The following is a 23,256-nucleotide window of genomic DNA, read 5'->3' on the forward strand; positions in this document are numbered from 1 at the left end:
GCGGTCTGGGGCGCAAGGGGCAGACCCGATGGCTGGACGTGGCCGGGGTGCGGAGGAGGGCGAGGGGACGACAGCTGGCGTCAGCGAGCGCCTGATGTTTGCCCATGCCGCGCCCCAAGAGGCGCCGCCCGTCCAGCTTCCTCAGCCGCGCGCACCAGCCGAGGGTCTGCCTGATGGCGACCGCGCAGTACTGCCGGTCTCCCCAACAGCAACGATCGGCCGAATCCGCAGACAGCTCGGCCGCGCCTCGCTCCCCGCATTGCGCCGAGGCATCGCCGTCGCCATGGAGACGGAGCTCGACCGGGGCGTCGGCTTCCTGCTGGTTCCGGTGTTCCTGGCCGCCGGCGTGATCTATTACTTCTCCCTGAACACCGAGCCGGACCTCTACAGGCCGCTGGCGGCGGTGGCCCTGGTGGCTCTCTGCGCAGCGGTGTCGCGCTCCTGGCAGAGAACGCACCTTTTCTTCATGGCATCGCTTTTATGCGCGCTCGGCTTTCTCGCGGCCAAGGTGGAGACCTGGCGGATGGCGACCCCGATGCTGGGGTCCGAGATCCAGACACGGCTGACGGGTCGCCTCGTCGTCGCCGAGGCGATGGCCAACGGCCGTGTGCGGCTGACCATCGATCTCGTGTCCACGGAGCATCCTACGCTGCGCTACGCGCCGAGCCGCGTAAGGGTTTCGGCGCGCAGGATCCCGCCCGGCATGACGGCCGGGTCGATGCTGACCGGCTATGCCAAACTGCTGCCGCCGACCGGTCCGGTTCGGCCGGATAGTTACGATTTTTCCTTCGACAGCTACTTTAGCGGCATTGGCGGCAGCGGCTTTTTCCTGGGCGATCCAAAGCTGATTGCGCCGACTCCATCTGCGCCAACGGCGGTGCCATTCGGCGCGCGCGTTATGTCGGCCATAGAAAACGCGCGCGAAGGGATTGCCGATCACATCCGGAGCAGCATCGGAGGGTTCGAAGGCGAGATTGCCGCGGCGCTGATCGTCGGCGTGCGAGCCGGCATTCCGGAAGAGATCAACGAGTCGATGCGGCGCACCGGCATCTATCACATCATCTCGATCTCCGGCCTGCACATGGCGCTGGTCGCCGGCACGATCATGTTCCTGCTGCGCGGCGCCTTCGCGCTGTTTCCGGATTTCTCGTCACGCCGGCCGGTGAAGAAATATGCCGCGGCGATCGCGCTTTCCTCGATCGCCGCTTACCTCGTCATCTCCGGCATCGTGGTGGCGGCCGAACGGAGCTTCATCATGCTTGCCGTGATGCTGATCGCCGTGCTCTTCGACCGCGCGGCGCTGACGATGCGCAACCTGGCGATCTCGGCGATTGCCGTCATCCTTGTGTCGCCACATGAAGTGGTCGGGCCGAGCTTCCAGATGTCCTTCGCAGCCACCGCGGCCCTGGTCGGCGCCTATGCCGGCTTTGCCGATTATCGGGCCGGCAAAATGACCGTGCCGCCGGCAAAGCGTTCGTTCCTGAGGTTCCTGTCGCGAAAACTGGCGGTTGGCGTGGGCGGCGCCGCCGTGACCTCGCTCATCGCGGGCAGCGCGACCTTGCTGTTTGCGATCTGGCATTTTCAGCGCGTGTCGCCGCTCAGCCTGCTCGCCAATCTGGCGGTCATGCCGATCGTCTCGCTGGTCGTCATGCCGTTCGCCGTGTTGAGCGCGCTCGCCATGCCGTTCGGCTTCGACGGCCCCTTCCTCTATGTGATGGGCAAGGGCCTGACGGCGATGATCGCCATTTCGGCATGGATCTCCGAGCGCTCGCCGGTCGATGCCGTGGGATTGATCTCGATCCAGTCGGTGCTGCTGGCGACGATCGCGCTCGTCATCGCGACCATGGCCACCACCTGGCTGAGGCTTGCCGCTGTTCCCATTGCTCTCGCCGCAATGCTGGCGATCCCACATGTGCGCACGCCGGATGTCCTCATTTCCGAGGACGCGCATCTGGTGGCGATGCCGATCGGCGGCGGCGAGCTTGCCGTCAACCGCGAACGCTCGAACGAGTTCACGACCGACAATTGGAAGCGGGCGCTGAAGGCCGAGGAAATTGTGTCGCCAGAGAATTCGCCAAAGACGCTCTCGATATCGCCGACCCGGTCGACCTGCCGCCCGGCTCACCCTTCTATTGCACCGGCGACCTCTGCATTGGCCGGCATCCGTCCGGTGCGATCGTCGCGCTCGCCGAAAACCGCGACAGCGCACGGCCTGCCTGCGGCTTTGCCGACCTCATCGTCATCAACGATGCCACGGCCTACAATCCCTGCTGGGATCAGCGTGTGCTTGTCGTCACCAAGCGCCAGCTGGCGCGTGACGGCAGCGCCGCCGTCTTCTTCGATCCACAATCGGCAACCGCGCGAGCAGCCATCCAATATGCCGTCGAAAAGCCATATCGGCCCTGGCACGAGCAGCGCAGATACACGCGCGAGGCCCGGGGACTGCCGCCATATGAAAAACCTGAGAGGGCCAAGCCCTCGCAGCCGGATCAGTAGCGCCTGATCAGCCCGACGAGCTTGCCCTGCACCTTGACCCGATCCGGCCCGAAGATGCGGGTCTCGTAGGCCGGGTTGGCAGCCTCCAGCGCGATGGAGGCGCCCTTGCGGCGGAAGCGCTTGAGCGTTGCTTCCTCATCGTCGACCAGCGCCACCACGATCTCGCCCGGACTCGCTGTGTTGGCGTTACGGATGATGACGGTGTCGCCGTCGAAGATGCCGGCCTCGATCATGGAGTCACCCTTGACCTCCAGCGCATAATGCTCGCCACCCATGATCATGTCCGGCGGCACCGAGATCGAATGCGTCTGGTGTTGGATGGCATCGATCGGAACACCGGCGGCGATGCGGCCCATCACCGGAATGGATACGGCCGAAGCGGCGTCGTCGTCGTTGCTGGGTGTCGGCGTACGCGACGGCGCTGCCGGCTTGACCTGGCGACTTAGATTGCCCTGACCGCCTTGAATGACGCTCGGCGAAAACTTCTTCGCGGCATTCAGGCCCGGCGCGATCGAATCGGGCAGCCGCAGGACTTCCAGCGCGCGCGCCCGGTTCGGTAGCCGGCGAATGAAACCGCGTTCTTCCAGCGCCGTGATCAGCCGATGGATGCCGGACTTCGAGGCCAGGTCCAGTGCTTCCTTCATCTCGTCGAAGGATGGAGGGATCCCGCTCTCCTTCAGGCGTTCATGGATGAACATCAGGAGTTCATGTTGCTTGCGCGTCAGCATTGGCGGCCCCCACGGGTTCCGAAACCAGAATCAGAAAAACAAACCCAGAACAAACACTATCTGTTCCAGTTGTGTTCCGCAACCGTTTAAAGTTTAATGAATTTCTTAAGGCTGGCGAAAGAATGTTGCATCCGGCGGTGCCCGGCCGCCTGCAACTGGGGCTGTGTCATTGATTCCGCTCGATTCTGCAATTCTCCTTATGTTGAAATTGAGACGCGACACCATCGCGGAAGCGCTGAGGTGTTCGCGTCGGTTCATCCGTGCATGTGCCGCACCGTGAACGAAACGAACCCAAAATGCCAACGTTGGCGATGATTCCGGTCCTCGGCCTTTGCCGTCTATGGACCAGCTGACATAGGCCAGAAGGTTCTTGCCGTGTCGCGGACGGGGATGAGACAACCGCCCTGGTCGCCGGGGATGCAGCGGCCTGGTTCGAAACGGAGGCGACAGCACAATGAGGAGAATTCCCGATCTTGCCGAGGTCGAGGCAATGGATGCCGCGGACCCGCTGCGTGCCCTGCGCGATCGCTTCGTCCTGCCGGATGGCGTGAAATACCTCGACGGCAATTCACTGGGCGCCGCTTCAATCAATGTCTTCAACGAGATCGAGACGGCCGCGAAGCAGGAATGGGCGCAGGACCTGATCCGCGCCTGGAACACCGCCGGCTGGTTCGACATGCCTGTCAAACTCGGCGACCGGCTCGGACGTCTGATCGGCGCCGCGCCTGGCCAGACGGTCGTATGCGACACCACCTCGATCAACATCTACAAGGTCCTGCATGCGGCGCTCGCAATGCGACCCGGCCGCCCAGTGATCGTTGCCGAAGGCGACAGCTTCCCGACCGACCTCTACATGGCGGAAGGGGTGGCCTCGACGCGGCCCGGCACGGTGCTGCGGCTCGAAGGCGTCGATGCGCCGAAGATCGAGGACCTGATCGACGACCATGTCGCGGTCATCCTGGTCAACCACGTCAATTACAAGTCCGGCCGGTTGCGCGACATGGCGGCCCTGACTCGCAAGGCCCATGACGCCGGTGCGCTGATCGTCTGGGACCTCTGCCACACGGCCGGTGCCCTGCCGGTGGAACTCGACGGCTCGAATGCCGATTTCGCCATCGGCTGCACGTATAAATATCTCAATGGCGGGCCGGGCGCGCCGGCCTTCATCTATGCCGCCACCCGCCATCATCCCGATATCAGCCAGCCGCTCAGCGGCTGGTGGGGCCATGCCCGGCCGTTTGCGTTCGAGCAGGGCTACGCCGCCGGCACGGGCATCCGGCGGTTCCTGTGCGGAACGCAGCCAGTGTTGTCGATGCGAGCGCTGAAAGGCGCGCTCGATCTCTGGGACGAAGTCGACATGACGGCCGTGCGCGAGAAGAGCGTCGCGCTGACGGATCTGTTCATCCGGCTTGTCGAAGCTCGATGCGGCGCGTTCGGTCTCGAGCTGGAAAGCCCGCGCAACGGCGCTGATCGCGGCAGCCAGGTGTCGTTTGCCCATCCGCACGGCTACCAGGTGATGCGCGCCTTGATCGAGCGCGGCGTGATCGGCGATTTCCGCGCGCCATCGACCGTTCGCTTCGGCTTCACGCCGCTCTATGTCGGCTACCGAGACGTTTGGGACGCCGTAGAGGTGTTGGAAGAGATCCTGCGCACGGGCGCCTGGCAGGAGGCCCGCTACGCGGTCAAGGAAGCCGTCACCTGAAGCGGGGCCTCAATGGGTGTTTTCGGCGCGCAGACGGAAGCGCTGGATCTTGCCGGTCTGGGTCTTGGGCAGGGCCGCGACGAATTTCACCGAGCGTGGGTATTTGTAAGGCGCGATCGTCGCCTTGACGTGGTCCTGCAGGCGCTTGGCGGTCATGGCATCCGCCGCCGTGCCTGGCACCAGCACGACATGCGCCTCGACGATCTGGCCGCGTTCGGCGTCCTCGACGCCGATGACCGCGCATTCCGCGACATCGGTATGCGACAGCAGTGCTGCTTCCACCTCCGGTCCGGCAATGTTGTAGCCGGCGCTGACGATCATGTCGTCGGAGCGGGCGGCGAAATGGAAGAAGCCGTCTTCGTCCTGCACGAAGGTGTCCCCAGTCAAGTTCCAGCCGCCGCGGACATAGTCCTTCTGGCGATCGTCGGCCAGGTAGCGGCAGCCGGTCGGCCCGCGCACCGCCAGCCTGCCTGTCGCGCCGCGCGGCAACTCGCGCATCTCGTCGTCGACGATGCGCGCTTCGTAGCCGCCCACCGGCTTGCCGGTCGAAGCCGGCTTGCTGTCGTCGAAGCGGTTGGAGATGAAGATGTGCAACATCTCCGTCGCGCCGATGCCGTCGAGGATCGGCTTGCCGGTCTTTCGCGTCCATTCTTCGAAGACGGGGGCGGGCAAGGTCTCGCCAGCCGAAACGGCAACGCGCAGCGACGAAAGGTCCGCGCCTTCATCCATGGCCTTCAGCATCGCCCTGTAGGCCGTCGGCGCCGTGAAGGAGACGGTTGCCCTGTAGGTCTCGATGATGGCGACCATGTTGGGCGGGGTCGCTTGCTCGAGCAGCGTCGCCGCTGCCCCGAAGCGCAACGGGAAGATCGCGAGCCCCCCGAGGCCGAAGGTGAAGGCCAAGGGCGGCGAGCCGACGAAGATGTCGTCTGGTGTCACCTGAAGGATCTCGCGGGCATAGCCGTCGGCGATGATCATCAGGTCGCGATGGAAATGCATGGTTGCCTTCGGCACACCGGTTGTTCCCGACGTGAAGCCGAGCAGCGCGACATCGTCACGACCGGTCTCGACCGCCTTGAAGGTGACTGGCTTGTCTAGCGCGGCACGATCCAGTTCGGCGTCGTGATTGGCGGTGCCGTCGAAGCCGATCACCTGTTTGAGGAAAGCGCTGTCCTTGGCGCAGGCTGTCATCTCGTCCATCAGCCTGGTGTCGCAAAGCGCCATGCCGATTTCCGCCTTGTCGACGATCTTGGCGAGTTCGCCGGCGCGCAGCATCGGCATGGTGTTGACGACAACGGCGCCGACCTTGGTGGCGGCCAGCCAGCAGGCGACCATGGCGGGATTGTTCGCCGAACGGATCAGCACACGGTTGCCCGGCTTCACGCCATAGTTTTCGACCAGCGCATGGGCCAGCCTGTTCGTCCAGTCCGACAGTTCCTTGTAGGTTCGGCGACGGCCATTGCCGATCAGCGCGGTTCGATCGCCGAAACCTTTCTCGACCAGCCTGTCGGTAAGTTCGACGCCGGCGTTGAGACGCTCGGGATAGTCAAAGCCTTCGAGGAGAAAGTCCGGCCACTGCTCCGGCGGAGGCAGGTTATCGCGGGTGAACGTGTCGCTATGCGCTGAGGGTCCAAGCATGTTCCCGCAATCCTCCCTGCTCCGGGAGGTTTGCCGCCGTCCGGCCATACCCTTTCGCGCGACGCCACCTAGGGACGAGCGGGCCCGGGCTCTGGCTTTTCAGCAGACCTCCCATTGTCGGCTGTTCGTCAGGCAGGATTGCATCAGGTCCAATTTGTTTCAAGCCTAAAATGTTTTTGCCCGGAGCATTGACGACGTCTCCGCAGCCGGCCATTGCTGATCAACCTAAATGTCTTGGGAGGAGCTGTTGGTCGAGCACCGGATCACGGATTGGGACAATGCCTACGCCAACGGCGCGAACATCGCCGGCGGCGACCGTTGGCCGGCGGCCTGGGACGGCCCGGCTCAGGCATTTCGCGAAAAGCTATCGGCGCAGGGCAGGGCGCGGCTCGACATCGTCTATGGCGAAGCGCCGCGCAGCCGGTTCGATCTCTTCGTCCCGCCTAATGCGCCCAAGGGGCTCGTGGTGTTCATCCACGGCGGCTACTGGATGGAGTCACACAAGAACTCCTGGTCGCATCTGGCCGCCGGCGCTGTCGGTCGCGGCTTTGCCGTCGCCATGCCTTCCTATACGCTTTGCCCGCGAACCAGGATCAGCGGCATCGTCAATGAAGTCGCGGCTGCGATCGGCAAGGCGGCCGCCATGGTTGATGGCCCGCTGATGCTGACCGGTCACTCGGCCGGCGGACATCTCGCCAGCCGCATGGTGGCCGAGGCCTCACCGCTGGCCTCGGATGTGGCGCGGCGCACGCGCAAAGTCGTTTCGATTTCAGGCCTGCACGACCTGCGGCCGCTGATGTTCACCGCCCTGAATGAGACCCTGAACATCGACGAGCGGGAAGCGTTGAGCGAAAGCCCGGCTTTGCTGCGGCCCCGGCAGGGAGTTCGCATCACCTGTTGGGTCGGCGGCGGCGAGCGCTCGGAGTTCCTGCGCCAGAGCGCATTGCTCGCCAACATCTGGACCGGACTCGGCGCCGCCACCGATTCGGTGATCGAGCCGGACCGACATCATTTCGACGTTGTGGATGGCCTCGCAGATCCGGACCATCCCCTGACCCGAACGCTGGTGGACGAATAGCAATTGACTTCGTTGGCCCATGAACGATCGACTTCGTCGACGTATGAACGATCGGCGTTGTCGATGTATCAGCGCAGCATTAGCACGCTGCATTCGGCGCCGACCTCCGCGGCCGGCGCGAAGGGCTCGCGCACGATCAGGCCGTTGGCGTCGGCGAGCATCTTGAGCATCGAGGAGTCCTGGATGCCGAACGGGGTCGCGATCAGGGCGCCGGCGTCTTCGCGCACAACGGCGCGCACATAGTCCTGCCTGACATCATTGGCAGGCATCGCGGTGCCCAGCCGGGCCGTTCGCACGTCCTGCCTGAAACCGCGGCCGCCGAGCCGCGCAAGCAGCGGCTTCAGGAAGAGCTGCGAGCAGACGATGCTTGCCACCGGATTGCCGGGCAGGCCGATGCAGCGGACATTGCCAAGCCGGCCGAACATCAACGGTTTGCCGGGGCGCATGGCGATCTTCCAGAAGTCGAGCCGCATGCCTTCGCCGGTGAGCACGTCATGGATCAGGTCGTGATCGCCGACCGAGGCGCCACCGAGCGTGACGATAACGTCGGCGCTTGCCTGGACCGCTTTCCTGACCAGCGCGGCGATCGCCTCCTTGCGGTCGGCGGCGATGCCGAGATCGAGCGCCCGCGCGCCGACCGACTGCGCGGCGGCGGCAACGCCATAGGCATTGGAGGAAATTATCTGATCCGGACCAAGCTTGCTGCCCGGCGGCAGCAATTCGTCGCCAGTGGCGATGATTGCGACCAGCGGTCGGCGCACGACATTCAAGGAAGGGTGGTTGGCCGACGCAGCCAGCGAAAGGGCCGCCGCATCGAGTACGCGACCTTTTTCGAGCAGCATGTCGCCCCCGCCGAAGTCGAGCCCGCGGCGGCGGACATTGCGTCCTTCGGCGGTCTGCTCCGTCACCTCGATCTTGCCATTACCGAGGTCGCGGGCGTTTTCCTGGATGACGATGGTGTCGGCGCCTTCAGGCAGTGGCGCGCCGGTGAAGATGCGCACGGCCTGGCGTTCGCCGACGGTCCCGGAGAAGCCACGCCCGGCAGGCGCCATGCCTATGACCTCGAGTTGCGCCGGCACTGAGGCAACATCAGCGGAACGCGCGGCATAGCCATCCATTGCGGACGCGTTGAAGGGCGGCTGCGTGCGCAGCGCCACCACCGGTTCCGCCAAGACCCGCCCGGCCGCGTCCGCCAGCGGCACGCTCTCGCCCGTCAAAGGTGCTGCGCCGTCGAGCAGGCGGGCGAGCGCTTCGGCGACCGGAACCAGCGCCATCAGGTATCTGCCTTGTAGTCGCCGGACTTGCCGCCGGTCTTCTCGACCAGCCGGATGCCGGAAATCGCCATGCCACGGTCCGCGGCCTTGGCCATATCGTAAATGGTGAGGCAGGCCACCGAGGCGGCGGTCAGCGCCTCCATCTCCACGCCCGTCTTGCCGGTGACGCGGGCAAGCGCTGTGACCTTGAGGCCAGGCAGCGTGTGGTCCGGCTCGATCTCGACGGCCACTTTGGTCAGAAGCAGCGGATGGCAAAGCGGGATCAGCTCATGCGTCTTCTTCGCCGCCATGATCCCGGCGATGCGGGCGGTGCCCAGCACATCGCCCTTCTTGGCGTCGCCGGCGAGGATCATCTGCAGCGTCTCGGGCCGCATCGAGACAAAGCCCTCGGCGATTGCCGTGCGGATCGTCTCGACCTTGTCACCGACATCGACCATGTTGGCTTCGCCCTTGGCGCCAAGGTGGGTGAGGGCCATGCTCAGACCGTCTCGGCCGCTGCCTTGCCCGTCAGCAGAAGCTCGGTCGCCGCAGCCACGTCCGCCTGCCGCATCAGGCTCTCGCCGACAAGGAAGGTGCTGATGCCGCTCTTCCGCATCCTAAGGCAGTCGTCATGGGTGAAGATGCCGCTCTCGCTGACCAGCAGGTGGCCGCCCGGCACCATCGGAGCCAGCCGCTCCGAAACATCGAGGCGGGTCTCGAAGCTTCTGAGATCGCGATTGTTGATGCCGATCAGCGTCGACGAGAGGCGAAGCGCGCGCTCCATCTCCATCTCGTCATGCACCTCGACCAGCGCATCCATGCCGAACTCGAAAGCGGTCGCCTCAAGGTCCCTGGCCAGCGCATCGTCGACGCTTGCCATGATGATCAGGATCGCGTCGGCGCCCCAGGCCCGTGCTTCGTAGACCTGATAGGGATCGAACAAAAAATCCTTGCGCAGAGCCGGCAGGCGCACCGCTGAGCGCGCGGCCGTCAGGAATTCCGGCGCACCTTGGAAGGACGGCGCGTCGGTCAGTACCGAAAGGCACGCGGCACCACCTTGCTGATAGGCCTGCGCCAGTGACGGGGGGTCGAAATCGGCACGGATCAACCCCTTGGAAGGGCTGGCCTTCTTGATTTCTGCGATCAGCCCGAAGCTCCCCGCTCTGCGCTTCGCCTCGAGCGCCGCAAGAAAACCGCGCGTCGCACCAGCATCCTTTGCCCGAGCCTTGATCTCGGCCAGCGGCATTTTCGTCTTCGCCGCCGCGATCTCGTCGCGCTTATAGGCTTCGATCTTGCGCAGGATGTCCAACAAGGCCTTATCCGTTCGAAATCTCGACGAGCTTGTCCAGCACCGCCAGGGCGCGGCCGCTGTCGATCGCTTGCGCTGCCGCCGCGATACCGTCGGCAAGCGTCGTCGCCTTGCCAGCCACAACCAGACCGGCGCCGGCGTTCATCAGCACCGTGTCGCGATAGGCGCCCGCCGCGCCACCCAACATATCGCGCAGTTGCCTGGCGTTGTAGGCCGCGTCGCCGCCGCGCAGCTCTTCCTTGGTGTGTCGCTTCAGCCCGACGGCTTCCGGCGTCAGGGTGAACGTGCGGATCTCGCCGTCGGCAAGCTCCGCCACCTGGGTCTCGCCTGTGGTTGTGATCTCGTCATAGCCATCGCCATGGACGACCCAGGCGTGCTCGGCGCCCAGCGCCTTCAGCGTCTCGGCCACCGGCATGATCCATTCTGGCAGGAAAACGCCGACCATCTGGCGGCTGACGCCGGCGGGGTTCGACAGTGGTCCAAGCAGATTGAAGATGGTGCGCGTGCCGAGCTCGACGCGGGTCGGCCCGACATGCTTCATCGCCGGATGATGCGCCGGCGCGAACATGAAGCCGACACCGGCCTCATGAATGCAGCGGCCGATCATTTCCGGCGAGATATCGATCTTGACGCCCAGCGCCGTCAGCACATCGGCCGAGCCGGTCAGCGAAGAGAGGCCGCGATTGCCGTGCTTGGCGACCGGCACGCCGGCGGCGGCGATGACAAAGGCCGAAGCGGTCGAGATGTTGACCGAGTGCGAATTGTCGCCGCCGGTGCCGACAATGTCGATGGCGCCATGCGGCGCCTCGACGCGCAGCATCTTGGCGCGCATCGTGGCGACAGCGCCCGATATCTCGCCAACCGTCTCGCCGCGCACGCGCAGCGCCATCAGGAACCCGCCGATCTGGCCGGGGGTCGCGTCGCCCGACATGATGATGTCGAATGCCTCGCGCGCTTCCTCGAAGGAAAGCGCGGTGCCGGTAGCGACCTTGGCTATGTGTGTCTTCAGCGCGCTCATCGTGTCTGTGCTTGCGAAACGGCGTTCGGATCGATGCGAACGTTGTATTGCGACTGCAGCTGCGCCACCAATTGATCGAGCAAGTCATCGGACATGCCAGCGCCGAAGGATTTCTGCGCATCCTCCGGCACTGCGCTGCCATCCGCGCCCGCCGGCTCGAAGACCTCGGCGACCTTGAACAGGATCTGGCCGTCGCCAGTGGGCGAGGGGATCAGGCCGGTGCCGCCTTCGCCGACGCCGAACATGGCCGCGGCGCCCTCCTTGCCGAAATCGGCATCGTCGGCTTCGCGCTTCAGGCCACGCTTGGTCTGCTTCTCGAGCTTGAGCTCGCCGGCGATGACGTCGAGCGTGGTGCCCGCCTTGAGACGCTTCTCCAGTTCCTGCGCCTTCGCGTCGAGCCGCTTGTCGGTCTCGGCTTCCGTCCAGTCGGCCACGACCTTCTTACGGACCTCATCCAGCGTGCGGTCGCGCGCCGGCGTGATCGACTGCACCTCGTAGAAGACGAAACCGTTGTCGGCGGTCGTCAGGCCTTCATTCTCGGTGTGGGGTTCGGCCGCAAACACCGCCTTGATGAGATCGGCCGATTGCGGCAGGTCGTTGACAACAGTGCCGTCCGGCCGCTGGCCGGTGCGATCGATGGCGTCGATGGTGACGACCTTGAGCTTCAGCTTGTCGGCGGCCTGGGCGAGCGAGGCACCCGAGGCGCGGGTGTCCTCGTAGCTGTCATGCACGTCGAGCAGGATGCGGCTTGCCTCGCCGAGCGCCAAGTCCTTGCGGATCTGACCGGACACTTCCGAAAGCGGTTTCACGACCTGCGGCTTGATCTCCGTGACGCGCAGCAGCACTGGACCGAAGGCGCCCTGGACGACCTGGCTTACCTCGTTGGCATTGAGCGAGAAGGCCGCGTCGGCAACCGCCTTGTCGGCGATCTTGTCCTTGGAGAGTGTGCCGAGCAGCGTGTCGGCCTGCGTCTTGCCTTCGGCGGTGACGAGCTTGTCGAAAGTGGCGCCAGCCTTCAGCGAATCCAAAGCCGCCTTGGCCGCATCCGGCGTCTTGAACACCAGCTGCTCGATGGTGCGCATCTCGGGCGTCGTGTAGCGCGCGATGTTCTTCTTGTAGTCGTCGCTCACCTGCTGGTCAGTCACCGCTGACGGATCCGCGATGTCCTGCGGCTCCAGCCGGACATAGGAGAACTTGCGGTATTCCGGCGCGGCGTAGTTCTTCTTGTTGGCGTCGAAATAGGCGTTGAGGGCGCTCTCGGAAGGCGCCTCGATCGGCTGCACCAGCCTCTTGGGCAGCACGAGATAGTCGATCGTGCGATCCTCGCCGCGATAGAGCGAGACCGCCTTCAGGAAGGTCTGCGGAACCTTCAGGCCGTCGGAGATCGCCTCGACGATCTGCTGGCGCACAGCCACCTGTGAGCGGTTCTTGAGATAGTCTTCCGGCCGCATGCCGAGCTGGCGCAGGAGATACTCGAAGGTGCGGCGATCGAACTGGCCGCTGGGGCCTTTGAAGGCTGGATCCTCGCGCGTTAGTTCGGCAAGGCGATCCTTGGAAAGGCCAAGGCCGAGCTTGCGCGCCTGTTCATCAAGCACGGCGCCGGAAACGAGCTGCGCCAGCACCTGATTGTCGGCACCGAGCAGCTTGGCCTGTTCCTGGGTGACGCGCTGGCCGTATTGCTGCGACAACATCGAGAGCTGACGATCGTAGGCGAGGCGGTATTCGTTGATCGAGACCTCGGTGCCACCGGCGGTGATCACCGCGTGATGGCCGCCCAGAACGCCACCCACCATACGCGTGGTAATGCCCCAGGCGGCAAAGCTCAGGACCAGCAACAACAGCAACGCTTTCGCGACCCAGGTGCCCGCCGCGCTTCTCAATATACCTAGCATGCATACTTCCGATTTATGCGCATTTTCGCATGCGCCGAGTCTGAAACAAGCGCAATAGCGCCCTTCCGGTCCACTGTCGATTGCTTTGTGACCTGATTTTGGTAGTGAGGGCGCTGCTTAATGTCGCTCGGAGAACGCGTCCCATGACCCCTGGAATCCGCCCGCTTGTCGCCGGCAATTGGAAAATGAACGGCACCAGCGCCTCGCTCAACGAGCTGCGGTCGATCGGCAACGGGTTCATGAGCGGACTCGACGCCGAGACCGAAGCGGTGCTGTGCGTGCCGGCGACCTTGCTCCAGCGCGCGGCCGAGATCCTGTCGCGCACGCCGGTGCGGGCCGGCGGAGAGGATTGCCATCCCAGGGAGAACGGCGCCTTTACCGGCGAAATTTCCGCCGAGATGCTAAAGGATGCCGGCGCGAGCCATGTTATTGTCGGCCATTCCGAGCGCCGTGAACTGTTCGGCGAGGACGACGCGATGGTCCACGCCAAGGCTTCGGCTGCTTGGCGGGCAGGGCTGGTGGCCATCATCTGCATCGGCGAAACGCGTGCCGAGCGCGAGGCGGGCGCCACGCTCGATGTCCTGTCGCGCCAACTAGAGGGCTCGGTTCCGACCAGCGCTACCGCGGCAAATACCATCATAGCCTATGAGCCGGTGTGGGCGATCGGCACCGGCCTGACCCCGACGGCGGCCGACGTCGCCGAGGCGCATGCGCATATCCGCGGCAAGCTGACCGGATTGCTCGGCGAGGCGGCGTCCAGGATGCGGATTCTTTACGGTGGCTCGGTCAAGCCGTCCAATGCGGTGGAACTGCTCGGCGTCGAGAATGTCGACGGCGCGCTGGTCGGCGGCGCCAGCCTCAAGGCCGCCGACTTCCTCGCCATCGCGGAAGCTTACATGAACATCGCTTAGAGAGCGTCTGCCAGGCTTCAGCCGCATAAATCGTTGTATTGGCCGCATTGCTTCCCATATTCCCGGCCACGGGCTTGGAAATGCCGCCAAAGCATTGTAAGGAGCCGCCTCCAAAACACCGGTCGTATGCGCGGCCGCGCAGGGCCTCGCCAGGATAAATTATGGAAACCGTACTGATCGTCATCCACCTCATGGTCGTGCTCGCACTCGTCGGCGTGGTGCTGCTGCAGCGCTCCGAAGGCGGCGGCCTGGGCATCGGCGGGGGTTCGGGTTTCATGACGGCGCGCGGCGCCGCCAACGCTCTTACCCGCGCCACCGCGATCCTGGCGGCGGCGTTCTTCGTGACCTCGCTGGCGCTGTCGATCCTTGCCCGCTACGGCGAAAAGCCGATCGACATTCTCGACCGGCCGGTGACGTCGAGCCAGGGCGGCGGCGTGCTCAACCAACTGCCGGGCTCCAATGGGCCGGTGGGCACCTCCAAGCCCGCGGTTCCGGCTAGCGGCACGACTCCAGCGGCTCCGTCGGGCGGCACGACGACGACGCCTCTTGCCAACGGAACCACGGCGCCTGCGCCGGCTCCGGCGACAACGCCTGCTCCGGCTGCGCCGGCGCCGGCAGCCAACGGCGTCACCCTGCCGGTCACCCCGCAGGTTCCCAACCAGTAGCCTGCCAAGGACCGGGCAGCGATCTGTTGTTCTTTGAACACAGTCGCGGCAAATGCGCGTCCGATCACAAAGATTCAACTGGGCGTGGCGCTTGCCTCAGCTTGAGGCGGTGACGGCTAATCGATTATAGATTGCCGGCGGCACTTTATCGGCGTCCTTGGGGGGCGCCGGGCGACGCCGTGGGCAACTTGCTTTTGAACAATCGGATCTTCGCCATGCAGCTTCGCAGCTTCATCCTCCTGGGAGTCTGTGCCGTACTCGGCATGGGTTCCGCGGCCTTTGCCGGACCGGTAAACCTGGCCACGTCCCCGTCGGTAGAGACGACCGACGCAATTCCAGTCGTCGCCGCCAAGAGCGACGCATCGCAGCTGAAGCTTCTCAAGAAGAAGAAAAACCCGACCTCGGTCGACCTTGCCAAGATCAGCAAGCTCGAGGCCAAGATCGCGGCAGACAAGGAAGCCGCCAAGCAGAAGGCGCTCGACGCTCGCAAGATGGCGATGCGCGAGGCGGCCAAGGCCAAGGCAGACGCGGCGCGCCAGGAATGGCTCGCCAAAAAGGGCGGCGGAGCGGCCGCTCCGGCCGAAGTCGCGGATGCGAAGCCGGCCAAGAAGACGGTCAAGGTGATTGAGCCGCTGACACCGGTCGCGGCTATCCAGACCGCTGATCCGATTCCGGCCGAGGCGATGAACATCACGGCCACGGGCAATAATGGCGAGTTGCGCAGCGAAAACCCCGGCCAGAAGCAGACGAGCAGCGGCGGGCTGTTCGCTGGCCTCTTCGGCGGCGCCCAAGCGACTTCCATTAGCTACCTGCCGGAGACACGCGCCCTCGATTCGGCGCTGGCCAAGAAAGACGCCAAGCGGCCCTTCAAGGTGAAGCCGGAATTCGTGCCGCAGGACGTCACGTTCACCGGCTATGAGCCAGGCACCATCGTCATCGACACCAGTGCCCGCCGCCTCTACCTCGTCGAGTCGTTTTCCACTGCCCGCCGCTACGCCATTGCCGTCGGCCGCGAAGGCCTGCAGTTCAAGGGCACCGTCGCGGTCGGAGACAAGCAGGAATGGCCCCGCTGGATCCCGACGCTCGACATGCAGAAGCGCGAGCCGAAGCATTACGGCCAGTACAAGGACGGCATGCCCGGGGGCGGCGAGAACCCGCTCGGCGCGCGCGCCATCTATCTCTACGATGGCAAGAAGGACACGCATCTGCGCATCCACGGCACGATTGCGCCCCAGTCGATCGGAACCAGTGCCTCCAATGGCTGCTTCCGCATGATCAACGAGCACGTCATGGATCTCTACAGCCGCGTCAAGATCGGCACCAAAGTTGTTATTATATAGCAACTGGTCGTTATTATCTAAGGGTTTCCATCAAACTGCCGAAAGGGCCGGCACCGCCGGCCCTTTCGTTTTGAATGTATCAAAGACCCCTTTGCGGGCACCGGCGCCATTTTGGGAAAAAGCCTTCGCGGCGGTTTTTTCTCTGGCGGAATCAATCAGGCCGCGTTAAGCGATGACTCCCATGGCGCGATATGTATTCATCACAGGCGGCGTGGTTTCCTCACTCGGAAAAGGCATCGCCGCAGCAGCTCTTGGGGCTCTCCTGCAGGCGCGAGGCTATCGCGCGCGGATCAAAAAGCTCGATCCGTACCTTAATGTCGATCCCGGAACGATGTCGCCATACCAGCATGGCGAAGTGTTCGTGACCGACGACGGCGCCGAGACCGACCTCGATCTCGGCCATTACGAGCGGTTCACCGGGCGTTCGGCAAACCAGCAGGACAACATCACCACCGGCCGCATCTACAAAAACATCATCGAGCGCGAGCGTCGCGGCGACTATCTCGGCGCAACCGTGCAGGTGATCCCGCACGTCACCGACGAGATCAAGCATTTCGTGCTGGATGGCAATGACGACTACGACTTCGTGCTGTGCGAGATCGGCGGCACGGTCGGCGACATCGAGGCGATGCCGTTCCTGGAGGCGATTCGCCAGCTCGGCAACGACCTGCCGCGCAACAACGCGGTCTATGTGCATCTGACGCTGATGCCTTACATCCCGACCGCCGGCGAACTGAAGACCAAGCCGACGCAGCATTCGGTCAAGGAATTGCGCGGCATAGGTATCGCGCCAGACATTCTTCTGGTGCGCGCCGACCGGCCGATCCCGAAGGAAGAGCGCCGCAAGCTGTCGCTGTTCTGCAACGTGCGCGAAAGCGCCGTCATCCAGGCGCTGGACGTGCCGCATATCTACGACGTGCCGATGGCCTATCATCAGGAAGGGCTCGATTCGGAAGTGCTCGCCGCTTTCGGCATCGACCCGGCGCCGAAGCCGCGCATGGAACCGTGGCAGGCGCTGTCCAAGCGCATCCACAATCCGGAAGGCGAAGTGACGATCGCCGTCGTCGGCAAGTACACCGGCCTCAAGGATGCATATAAATCGCTGATCGAGGCGCTGTCGCATGGCGGCCTCGCCAACCGGGTCAAGGTCAAGCTCGACTGGATCGAAAGCGAGATCTTCGAGAAGGAGGATCCCGCTCCCTGGCTGGAGAAGGTGCACGGCATTCTCGTACCCGGCGGCTTTGGCGAGCGCGGCTCGGAGGGCAAGATCCTTGCCGCGAAGTTCGCGCGCGAGCGCAAGGTGCCTTACTTCGGCATCTGCTTCGGCATGCAGATGGCCTGCATCGAGGCGGCGCGCTCGCTGGCTGGCGTCGATCACGCGTCATCGACCGAGTTCGGCCCGACGGATGAGCCGGTCGTAGGCCTGATGACCGAATGGCTGAAGGGCAACATGCTTGAGAAGCGCAGGGCCACAGGCGATCTCGGCGGCACGATGCGGCTCGGCGCCTACCAGGCCGAACTCGCCAAGGGCTCGAAAATTGCGGATATTTATGGCGACACGCAGATTTCCGAGCGCCACCGGCACCGCTACGAAGTCAACATCGACTACAAGCAGCGGCTGGAAGATTGCGGCCTGGTGTTTGCCGGTATGTCGCCCGATGGGGTGCTGCCCGAGACGGTCGAATATCCCGACCATCCCTGGTTCATCGGCGTGCAGTACCACCCCGAACTGAAGAGCCGCCCCCTCGAGCCGCACCCGCTGTTCGCCAGCTTCATCTCGGCGGCGGTGGATCAGTCGCGCCTGGTTTGAGCGAGCGGCACATTCGCCATGCAAACCTATGTCGCCTTGCTCTACAGCATCGTTCTGGGCGAGGGGCGGCGGGTCGTCATGGCTGACCTCAAGGTGATGGCCGAGGAGCTGGGCCTGAAGAACGTTCGCACGCTGGTGGCGACCGGCAATCTGGTGTTCGAGGCGAGGGCGGCCAAAGTTGCCGATCTGGAGCGGCGGTTGGAAGTCGCTTTCGAAAAGAGCTTCGGCCGTCATGTCGACATCATCGTGCGAGGTGCCGAGGATTGGCTGAAACTTGCCGCCGGCAATCCGTTTCCGGCTGAATCCGCCGGCGCGGCCGATCAGGTCGCGGTGCGCGTGATGCGTGAGCCGGCGCCCGAGGATGCCGTCGAAGCGCTCCATGTCCACGCCGTCGGCGACGAAAAAGTGCTTTGGGTCGACGGTGACATCTGGCTTGTCTTCTCGCGCGAGCGGCCAAATTCGCGGCTGCTCGCCGCCGCCAATCACAAGCGTTTCGGCGTCGGGACGTCGCGCAACTGGAACACGGTGCGCAAGCTGACGGAGATGGTAGGCAGTAGGCAGTAGGCAGTAGGCAGTAGGCAGTAGGCGAGAGCCTTCTATTGCCTACTGCCTAATTCCTAGTGCCTCGCTTTCAAGCCTTTGCCACCTTTGCGCCCGCGCCAAGCGCCATGGTGCGCAGGACGTAATAGACGGCGCCGGCGATGGCCACACCGAAGAACCAGCCATAGACGCCCCACCAGGACGGCAGCAAGCTGGTGAAGTTGGGCAGGATCGAGGAGAAGATCGCGCCGATGCCGGCGGCGATGAAGGCGTTGACATGCCAGCCGCCCTGGAAGCGGAATTCGCCGTCCTCGCGATAGAGCGCTTGAACATCGACCTCGCTTTTGCGGATCAGATAGTAGTCGACCATCATCACCCCGAAGATCGGCCCCATCGTCGCGCCGATGATGCCGACGAAATGCGCGGCGCTGCCCTCCCAAGGCGCGAACGGATAGAGCACTAGGGCGATCAGCGCCGCGATGTAGCCGCCTTTCTTGAAGTCGATCTGGCGCGGGAAGACATTGGAGAAGTCGAAGGCCGGCGAGACGAAATTCGCCACCACGTTGATGCCCAGCGTCGCCACCGCGAAGGTGAGCGCTGCAAGGGCCGCCAGGAACCAGCTGTCGAACTTGGCCGAGATCTGGTCCGGGTGCAGCAGCACCTCGTGGTAGACGTCGTAGGCGGCGATGGTGGTGACGCCGGCGACCAACGAGAACAGGATCAGATTGACCGGCAGGCCCCAGATGTTGCCCTTGCGAAGGGCTGCATTGTCCGGCGCGTAGCGGGCAAAATCGCAGAAATTGAGATAGAGCGCCGAGAAATAGGTCACCCAGATCGCCGCGGCGCCGAAGAGCGCGGTCCACGATCCCGGATCGCCTGGAATGCCGGCGTCCGCGGTCTTGTCGCGCAGCACATCCATCGGGATGTCGCTGGTGAAAGCGAAAGTTCCGGACTTCACGCAGAGATAGATAGCCAGAAGCAGCATCATCACCCACACGGCGGGACCGGCCCAGTCCTGGAAGCGGCGCACCGTCTCCATGCCTTTCTGGATGATCAGCAACTGCAACGCCCAGATGACAACGAAGCAGATTACTTCCAGGGTCGAATGTCCCAGAAGGTGCGAGCTCTTGTTGAACTCGTCGAACCATTGCAGGCGCGTCAGCAGCGCCACAATGGCGCCCGATGCGGCTGCCGTCTGGGCACCGTACCAGAAGCAGGCGACGATGGCGCGCACGAGCGCCGGAATGTTGGCGCCCCAGATGCCGAAGGAGGCACGGGCAAGCACGGGGTAGGGCACGCCGGTCTTCACGCCGGCATAGCCGACCATGTTCATCAGCGCGTAGATGATCAACGAGCCGATGCCGATGGCGATGATGAAATTGACGAAGCCGCCGCAGAACAGAAACAGGCTGGCCGCCAGATAGTAGCCCCAGAGGCTATGGACGTCCGAGGTCCAGACATTGAAGATCGAAAACGGTCCCCAGTTCCTGACCGTTGCCGGAGCCAGATCCTCGTTATAGAGGTCAGGCGATGCGCCTTGAATGGTCATGTCGTTGTTCCCCTTCTTGCAAACGCGCCCTCACGCGTTTAACCGCAGAGGTTAAGCCTGACGCTGGGGAACCGGCAAGCAATCCATTTGCGGGCTTTCGCCTTAAAGATATTCAACGAGAATCGCCGTTATCCGCCGCCTCCAAGCCTGCATCGGGCTGAGTCGCCATGGCGCCTTGCAGGGCCGGCCGGCGGGTTGCGAACTTTTTCCATCGGCAACCAAATTTGTTTGGAACCAATCCGGCGGACGTGCGTTTATGCGGGTTCGACTGCGTTGCGGTCGGCCGGGAGGATGATCATGGATCGCTTGCATTTCTTTACCCCTGTGCGAATTGCGCGTGGGCAGGGATACCCCGTGGAGGAAGTCGATAGCGTCTCCGAGGCGATGGTGTTCCTGCGGAAATGGCCAACGGGCAGACGCGGCCCGGTTTATCAATGCGCCCTGAATTGCTGTGCGGCGGCTATGTCGGGCAAAATGTCGGCCGAGGAAGCGAGGAAGGCCTTTGTCGGCTTCGCCCGCATCACCCGGCTGCTCGACGACGACATGGCGCTGCCACTGGGTGCTGCGTCGATGGACAATGTCCACACGCTGCGGCGCTAGGTCGAAAAACCTTTTTTGAACTCAAATGCTGCGTCGGCGATGGCGCAGCATGTGAGGTGTTGTTGGCTTCCAGGATGCCGCATCAGGTCGGATCGGGAGCCGACGTTTTGGCTCGCCACGAGCGCCGTTTCGCACTCTGCCAATTTTCCAAGAGCCAACGCTTTCGAAGCAACAAACCGCCGAAAATACTTATACGATCTCAGCGTGAAGTATCTTTAAACCTGTTGGCGTTATCCCTACGTCATCGTTGTTATGTCTATCAAGGCAACTTCGATGTAACATCACTTACGGCCACGCCTTTCTCACGGGGGACTCGGGAGGCGCAGTCAGTTTCCCAAACAATGAGCAGCCCAAACGTTTGACACGCTCTTGGTGTGTCGAGCGTCTCGGCGCGCAATCTCCCTGCTTTGTCAATTAACACCAGCCGGGTGGCGGTCGGGTGAACGAGCCTGCGTGCCCTTAGGAGAGAAGAGATGGAAGCCCTACAATATCTCGATCCGATAAAATGGATAGCGATCAAGGTGGCCGTGTCAGTCATCGTGCTGGCAATCCTGTTCTGGTGGAGCGGCGTGGTCCGCTACATCCCGAACGACAGGCTCGGCATCCTGGAAAAGCTATGGAGCTTTCGCGGCTCCGTCAGCAATGGCTTCATTGCGCTCAACCGTGAGGCGGGCTACCAGCCGGAGATTGTGCGCGGCGGCCTGCATTTCTTCATGCCGTTCCAATATTCGATGCACCGAGCCAATCTCGTCACCATCCCGCAGGGCCAGATCGGCTATGTCTTTGCGCGTGATGGCAAGCCGCTGCCGCCGACGCAGACACTTGCTTCCAACACAGATGCTGATGATTTCCAGGATGTGCGCGGGTTTCTCGAAAAGGGCGGGCAGAAGGGGCCGCAACGCAAGATCTTGCGTGAAGGCACCTATGCCATCAATCTCGCGCAATTCATCGTGCTCACGGCCCAGTCGATCTATGCCGTCAATCTGAGCTCGTCGGAACAGAACCTTTTTTCCAACATGTCCAGCATGATCTCGGAGCGGGGCGGCTTTGAGCCGGTCGTGATCCACAACGCCGAGGACATGATCGGTATCGTCACCATCCATGACGGCCCGGCCCTGCCGGACGGCGAGATCATCGCGCCGACCGTGGCCAACGATCCGAACGACCCGAACTTCCACAATAATTTCCAGGACCCGGAGAAGTTTCTCAAAGCCGGCGGCTACCGCGGCCGGCAGTTGCAGGTGCTGGCGGACGGCAGCTACTTCCTCAATCGCATTTTCGCGACCGTCGAACTGGTCGAGAAGACGATCATCGACGTCGGCACGGTGGGTGTCGTCGTCTCCTATAACGGTCGCCACGGCACGGACATATCCGGGCAAGCATACCGTCACGGCGAGCTGGTCGAAATCGGCGCGCGCGGTGTCTGGTCGACACCGCTGCTGCCGGGCAAGTATGCGTTCAATACTTACGCCGGCAATATCATCACCGTGCCGACCACCAACTTCGTGCTGAAATGGACGAAGGAGCAGTTCGGCGAACACAGGCTGGACGAAAACCTGTCCGAAGTGTCGTTGATCACCAAGGATGCGTTCGAGCCTGTGCTGCCGCTCTCCGTCGTCGTGCATATCGACTATATGAAGGCGCCGCTGGTGGTGCAGCGTTTCGGGGACATCAAGCGGCTGGTCGAACAAACGCTCGATCCGATGGTTTCCGCCTATTTCAAGAACATCGCCCAGACAAAGACGCTGATCCAGCTTTTGCAGGAGCGCAGCGATATCCAGCGCAAGTCGGGCGAGGAGATGCGCGAAAAATTCAATTCCTACAGCCTCGAACTGCAGGAAGTGTTGATTGGCACGCCCCGTGCCGCCAATGGCCAGAACAGCATAGAGCAGATCCTGATCCAGCTGAGGGAGCGCCAGATCGCGGTCGAAAAGGTCGAGACCTATAAATTGCAGGAGAGGGCGGCCACTCAGGAACGCACGTTGCGTGAGAAGGAGGCGCTGGCCGAACAGCAAGCCAAGATCACGACCTCGGCGCTGACCATCGAGATCAGCGAGAACGAGGGCAAGGCGCAACTCGCCCGCACCCGCCAGGAGGCGGAAACCATTCAGGTCACCGCCAAGGCGGAGGCCGAGAAGGTGCGCCTAGCAGGCCAGGGCGAGGCCGATATGATCAAGGCTGTCGCGCTTGCCGATGCCGAACGCATCAAGGCGACCGGTTTTGCGGAGGCCGAGAAGGTGCGGGCCATCGGTCTGGCGGAGGCCGAGGCCACCGAGAAAAAAGTCGCGGCCTTCGGCGGCCCCGACTATCAGCTCAACTCGCAGGTTCTCATGCGCTTCGCCGAGGCGATCGAGAATGGCAGGCTGCCGCTCGTGCCGCAGATCCAGATCGGCGCCAATGGCGGCGAGAAGGGAGCCGCCAATGGCCTCGTCGAGATGATGCTTTCGATGCTCGTCGCAGACCGGGTCGGACGACAAAACCTGCCGGACGCGGCCCCGGAACCCGTTGAGGAGGAGTGATTGAGGATGGGCCGGTCGCACCGGCCCATTTTGCGCTCTGCCCCTCCGGCCAACGTCGGTCGGCGGCTTTGACTCTCACTGTCGCGTCACCGCTCCTTGAAAGCTTCGGAAGTCACCTTGGCCAGTGGTGAGAGCAGATAATCGATCACGCGGCGGCTATCGGTTTTGATTTCCACGCTTACCGTCATGCCAGAAGTGAGTGGGATCATCT

General features: G+C 63.5%; 17 protein-coding genes and 1 pseudogene. 10 read left to right on the top strand and 8 right to left on the bottom strand.

All coding sequences use genetic code 11. The features are described from left to right. Positions 1–28 precede the first annotated feature (28 nt). Positions 29–2,496 (top strand): annotated as a pseudogene (locus P9272_RS30210) (ComEC/Rec2 family competence protein). On the opposite strand, the gene lexA reads toward P9272_RS30210, so the two are convergent. Next, complete coding sequence (gene lexA / locus P9272_RS30215; protein ID WP_128259098.1) at positions 2,490–3,224, bottom strand: transcriptional repressor LexA; 735 nt, start codon at positions 3,222–3,224, stop codon at positions 2,490–2,492. The pseudogene P9272_RS30210 and the gene lexA overlap by 7 nt on opposite strands. 454 nt (positions 3,225–3,678) lie before the next feature. On the opposite strand from lexA, the gene kynU reads away from it, so the two are divergent. Further along, positions 3,679–4,926, top strand: coding sequence for a kynureninase (gene kynU / locus P9272_RS30220; RefSeq protein WP_278163510.1), 1,248 nt, complete (start codon positions 3,679–3,681; stop codon positions 4,924–4,926). Positions 4,927–4,935: 9 nt separating this feature from the next. On the opposite strand, the gene P9272_RS30225 is transcribed toward kynU, so the two are convergent. Then, a complete protein-coding gene (locus tag P9272_RS30225; RefSeq protein WP_278163513.1) occupies positions 4,936–6,561 on the bottom strand; it encodes an AMP-binding protein in 1,626 nt (541 codons plus the stop codon). Positions 6,562–6,808: 247 nt separating this feature from the next. Between P9272_RS30225 and P9272_RS30230 the strand changes: the two genes are divergently transcribed. Continuing rightward, positions 6,809–7,639: an alpha/beta hydrolase gene (locus tag P9272_RS30230; protein ID WP_278163515.1), complete on the top strand. Its 831-nt coding sequence runs from the start codon at positions 6,809–6,811 to the stop codon at positions 7,637–7,639. Between the two features lie 68 nt (positions 7,640–7,707). Here the strand turns inward: P9272_RS30230 and glp are convergent, their stop codons facing one another. The 5 genes from glp to P9272_RS30255 are packed head-to-tail and all read right to left on the bottom strand — an operon-like array spanning position 7,708 to position 13,111. Beyond that, complete coding sequence (gene glp, locus P9272_RS30235) at positions 7,708–8,913, bottom strand: gephyrin-like molybdotransferase Glp (protein ID WP_278163517.1); 1,206 nt, start codon at positions 8,911–8,913, stop codon at positions 7,708–7,710. Next, positions 8,913–9,395 (bottom strand): cyclic pyranopterin monophosphate synthase MoaC, encoded by a 483-nt coding sequence (gene moaC, locus P9272_RS30240; protein ID WP_278163541.1) that lies wholly within the window; start codon positions 9,393–9,395, stop codon positions 8,913–8,915. The genes glp and moaC overlap by 1 nt, the downstream gene beginning before the upstream one ends. Next, on the bottom strand, positions 9,392–10,204 hold the full coding sequence (gene trpC / locus P9272_RS30245; RefSeq protein ID WP_278163519.1) for an indole-3-glycerol phosphate synthase TrpC: 813 nt from the start codon (positions 10,202–10,204) through the stop codon (positions 9,392–9,394). Before trpC ends, moaC begins: the two co-directional genes overlap by 4 nt. 4 nt (positions 10,205–10,208) lie before the next feature. Beyond that, positions 10,209–11,219 carry an anthranilate phosphoribosyltransferase gene (gene trpD / locus P9272_RS30250; protein WP_278163521.1) on the bottom strand — a complete coding sequence of 337 codons (1,011 nt, stop codon included), beginning with the start codon at positions 11,217–11,219 and terminating at the stop codon, positions 10,209–10,211. After that, positions 11,216–13,111, bottom strand: coding sequence for a peptidyl-prolyl cis-trans isomerase (locus tag P9272_RS30255; protein WP_278163523.1), 1,896 nt, complete (start codon positions 13,109–13,111; stop codon positions 11,216–11,218). Before P9272_RS30255 ends, trpD begins: the two co-directional genes overlap by 4 nt. Before the next feature lie 143 nt (positions 13,112–13,254). On the opposite strand from P9272_RS30255, the gene tpiA reads away from it, so the two are divergent. The 5 genes from tpiA (at position 13,255) to P9272_RS30280 (ending at position 18,401) form a co-directional block, all read left to right on the top strand. Further along, the gene (gene tpiA / locus P9272_RS30260; protein ID WP_128259089.1) at positions 13,255–14,022 is read left to right on the top strand and encodes a triose-phosphate isomerase; all 768 of its coding nucleotides are present in this window, start codon (positions 13,255–13,257) and stop codon (positions 14,020–14,022) included. 161 nt (positions 14,023–14,183) lie between these two features. After that, positions 14,184–14,687, top strand: a complete 504-nt coding sequence (gene secG, locus P9272_RS30265) for a preprotein translocase subunit SecG (RefSeq protein ID WP_128259088.1) — start codon at positions 14,184–14,186, stop codon at positions 14,685–14,687. A 215-nt stretch (positions 14,688–14,902) separates the two neighbouring features. Next, on the top strand, positions 14,903–16,027 hold the full coding sequence (locus P9272_RS30270; RefSeq protein WP_278163526.1) for a L,D-transpeptidase: 1,125 nt from the start codon (positions 14,903–14,905) through the stop codon (positions 16,025–16,027). Positions 16,028–16,199: 172 nt separating this feature from the next. Beyond that, positions 16,200–17,837, top strand: coding sequence for a CTP synthase (locus P9272_RS30275; RefSeq protein ID WP_108702924.1), 1,638 nt, complete (start codon positions 16,200–16,202; stop codon positions 17,835–17,837). 18 nt (positions 17,838–17,855) lie between these two features. Continuing rightward, positions 17,856–18,401 carry a DUF1697 domain-containing protein gene (locus tag P9272_RS30280; RefSeq protein WP_278163530.1) on the top strand — a complete coding sequence of 182 codons (546 nt, stop codon included), beginning with the start codon at positions 17,856–17,858 and terminating at the stop codon, positions 18,399–18,401. Positions 18,402–18,468: 67 nt separating this feature from the next. Here the strand turns inward: P9272_RS30280 and P9272_RS30285 are convergent, their stop codons facing one another. Then, on the bottom strand, positions 18,469–19,926 hold the full coding sequence (locus tag P9272_RS30285; protein ID WP_128259085.1) for an NCS1 family nucleobase:cation symporter-1: 1,458 nt from the start codon (positions 19,924–19,926) through the stop codon (positions 18,469–18,471). 297 nt (positions 19,927–20,223) lie between these two features. Here P9272_RS30285 and P9272_RS30290 point away from each other — a divergent pair, with 297 nt between their 5' ends. Next, on the top strand, positions 20,224–20,526 hold the full coding sequence (locus P9272_RS30290) for a DUF982 domain-containing protein (protein WP_128259084.1): 303 nt from the start codon (positions 20,224–20,226) through the stop codon (positions 20,524–20,526). Positions 20,527–20,999: 473 nt separating this feature from the next. Further along, positions 21,000–23,045 carry a flotillin family protein gene (locus tag P9272_RS30295; protein WP_278163533.1) on the top strand — a complete coding sequence of 682 codons (2,046 nt, stop codon included), beginning with the start codon at positions 21,000–21,002 and terminating at the stop codon, positions 23,043–23,045. Positions 23,046–23,256 lie beyond the last annotated feature (211 nt).

This window comes from Mesorhizobium sp. WSM4976, assembly GCF_029625685.1.
Classification (GTDB): Bacteria; Pseudomonadota; Alphaproteobacteria; order Rhizobiales; family Rhizobiaceae; genus Mesorhizobium.

Coding starts and splice junctions, on each gene's coding strand:
- lexA (WP_128259098.1), bottom strand. CDS start 3,224: ATGCTGACGCGCAAGCAACATGAACTCCTGATGTTCATCCATGAACGC.
- kynU (WP_278163510.1), top strand. CDS start 3,679: ATGAGGAGAATTCCCGATCTTGCCGAGGTCGAGGCAATGGATGCCGCG.
- P9272_RS30225 (WP_278163513.1), bottom strand. CDS start 6,561: ATGCTTGGACCCTCAGCGCATAGCGACACGTTCACCCGCGATAACCTG.
- glp (WP_278163517.1), bottom strand. CDS start 8,913: ATGGCGCTGGTTCCGGTCGCCGAAGCGCTCGCCCGCCTGCTCGACGGC.
- trpD (WP_278163521.1), bottom strand. CDS start 11,219: ATGAGCGCGCTGAAGACACACATAGCCAAGGTCGCTACCGGCACCGCG.
- P9272_RS30255 (WP_278163523.1), bottom strand. CDS start 13,111: ATGCTAGGTATATTGAGAAGCGCGGCGGGCACCTGGGTCGCGAAAGCG.
- tpiA (WP_128259089.1), top strand. CDS start 13,255: ATGACCCCTGGAATCCGCCCGCTTGTCGCCGGCAATTGGAAAATGAAC.
- secG (WP_128259088.1), top strand. CDS start 14,184: ATGGAAACCGTACTGATCGTCATCCACCTCATGGTCGTGCTCGCACTC.
- P9272_RS30270 (WP_278163526.1), top strand. CDS start 14,903: ATGCAGCTTCGCAGCTTCATCCTCCTGGGAGTCTGTGCCGTACTCGGC.
- P9272_RS30275 (WP_108702924.1), top strand. CDS start 16,200: ATGACTCCCATGGCGCGATATGTATTCATCACAGGCGGCGTGGTTTCC.
- P9272_RS30280 (WP_278163530.1), top strand. CDS start 17,856: ATGCAAACCTATGTCGCCTTGCTCTACAGCATCGTTCTGGGCGAGGGG.
- P9272_RS30285 (WP_128259085.1), bottom strand. CDS start 19,926: ATGACCATTCAAGGCGCATCGCCTGACCTCTATAACGAGGATCTGGCT.
- P9272_RS30290 (WP_128259084.1), top strand. CDS start 20,224: ATGGATCGCTTGCATTTCTTTACCCCTGTGCGAATTGCGCGTGGGCAG.
- P9272_RS30295 (WP_278163533.1), top strand. CDS start 21,000: ATGGAAGCCCTACAATATCTCGATCCGATAAAATGGATAGCGATCAAG.